The following is a 2,248-nucleotide window of genomic DNA, read 5'->3' on the forward strand; positions in this document are numbered from 1 at the left end:
TCGCGGCTCAGAGGCCCGGAATGCCGATCGGGCCGGGCATGTCAGGAATCGGCGAGCAGCCACTCAGCATCAGCAGGCCGGCAGTGGCGGAGATGGCGGTCAGCAGCAGTAGTCGACGAGGCATAAAGGCTCCGATGAAGGTGGGGAATGGCATGCAGCTGTCAGCAGGATCGTGATTGTCATCCTTGCATATTCGAAGTCGCTGATCGATAGGTGTCGACAACCACTAGCCACGCCCGTCCGCTGTTCCGTATGCTCATTGATGACAAGAACAGGAATCTTCGCCATGAATGAGCATATCGATACGTTGGACCCCGCCATCCTCTGGCGTCATTTCCGCACTCTGTGCAATATCCCGCGCCCGTCCGGGCATGAAGCCGCGCTGGTGGCCTATCTGATCGACTGGGCCGAAGCGCGTGGTCTCGCCCATGATCGCGACGCTTTCGGCAACCTGCGTCTGCGCAAGCCCGCCACCCCCGGCCACGAGAGCGCAGCGGGCATCGTGCTGCAGGGCCATCTCGACATGGTCGCCCAGGCGGCCAGCGACAGTGATCACGACTTCACGCGTGATTCCCTCGACACCTATCTGGAAGACGGCTGGCTCAAGGCGCGCGGCACCACTCTGGGGGCCGACAACGGTCTCGGCGTCGCGGCGGCGCTGGCCGTTCTCGAAGACGACAGCCTCGTGCACGGTCCGCTGGAAGCGCTGTTCACCCTCGAGGAGGAAACCTCGATGGGCGGCGCGCTGAATCTGGCCGAGAACTGGCTGGAAGGGCGCTACCTGCTCAACCTGGATTCGGAAGACCGCGGACAGGTCTATATCGGCTGTGCCGGTGGCGCGGACATCAATGTCGCCCACGAGTTTGCCACCTCGTCGCTGAAGGATGCCGAAGCGGAGCTGGAGCTGACCATCGGCGGCCTGGTCGGCGGCCATTCCGGGCTCGATATCCATCGTGGGCGCGGCAATGCCAATCGCCTGATGTCACGCGCGCTGGTCGCGCTGGCCGAGTTCAAGCCGCGTCTGGTCAGCTGGTCTGGCGGTACGCTGCGCAATGCCTTGCCGCGTGAGGCCACGGTCGGCGTGGTGATCTATGACGAGCGCGTCGCCGCCGCGCGCCAGCGCCTCGCGGACTTCGAGGCCCAGATTCGCGATGAGCTGCGCGAGACGGACCCGGATGTCTCGCTCAGCGTGACCCGCGGCAACGCCGAGAACGCGCTGTCCGTCGAGGACACCCAGCGCCTGGTCGCGGTGCTGGATGCCGCGCCCTACGGGGTCGAGCGCATGAGCGCGGCGGTGGAAGGCGTGGTGGAAACCTCCAACAACCTCGGCGTGGTGCAGCTGCGCGAGGGGCGCTTCCATCTCTGCGCGCTGGTGCGTTCGCTGCGCGATGATGCCGTGACCATGATGGAGCAACGCATTCGTGGGCTCTTTGCGCTGATCGGCGCGACCACCGTGGCCGAGAATGCCTATCCGGGCTGGCAGCCGGCGCCGGATGCGCAGCTGCTGGCGCGCTTCTGCAGCCTGCACGAGAGCGTCACCGGCCGTGCGCCGGAGATCAAGGTCATCCATGCCGGACTCGAGTGCGGCATCCTGGGGGCCAAGTATCCCCAGCTCGAGATGATCTCCTTCGGGCCGCTGATTCGCGGTGCCCACTCGCCCAGCGAGCGGGTCGAGGTCGAGTCGGTCGGTGAATTCTGGCAGGTGCTCAAGGGACTGATCACCGAACTCGCCGAGCCTGCCAAGGCCGCTTGATCAACTCTCAGGCAAGACTCGTCACGTAGACGAACGACGCCCCCGCAGGTCAGCCTGCGGGGGCGTCGTCATCTCTGGGCATCAGGCGCTGGCATGGCCTGCTGAGAGTGAGCAAGCTCAGTTGATATTGATGCGGATCGCCGGAATGCCGATGCTCACGCCGTTATGGTAGCGGCGGATGCCATGCCGACCGGAGTCATGGTTCTGGTAGTAGTACGGGCGGTAGCGGTCGTGCTCAAGACGCCCATGCTGATAGTAGCGGCGCTTGGGGACATGGCGACGGATGTCATGACGAGAATGCTGACGCGAGTGATGGCGCTCCACGCGCGGTTCGTCGAACATCCTGAGATGGCGGCGCTTGATCGCCTCGTGGCGACTGTGCGGGGTGCTGTGGCGCTCGCCGTGCTGGCCCTGCGCGCGATGGCGATCATCCGCGGCGACCAGCGTCGGCGTGGCGAGCATCAGCGTCAGTCCCAGCAGCAGGGAAGGCAGCAG

General features: G+C 65.3%; 2 protein-coding genes. One reads left to right on the plus strand and one right to left on the minus strand.

Annotation, left to right across the window (positions count from 1 at the left end):
- Positions 1 to 286 precede the first annotated feature (286 nt).
- Positions 287 to 1,753: an aminoacyl-histidine dipeptidase gene (locus tag AC4FAH_RS14600; protein ID WP_248379790.1), complete on the plus strand. Its 1,467-nt coding sequence runs from the start codon at positions 287 to 289 to the stop codon at positions 1,751 to 1,753.
- Between the two features lie 117 nt (positions 1,754 to 1,870).
- Here AC4FAH_RS14600 and AC4FAH_RS14605 read toward each other — a convergent pair.
- Positions 1,871 to 2,248: hypothetical protein (locus AC4FAH_RS14605; protein WP_490246320.1), on the minus strand; the 378-nt coding region annotated here is incomplete at its 5' end.

The sequence above is a fragment of the Cobetia sp. genome (assembly GCF_983723665.1).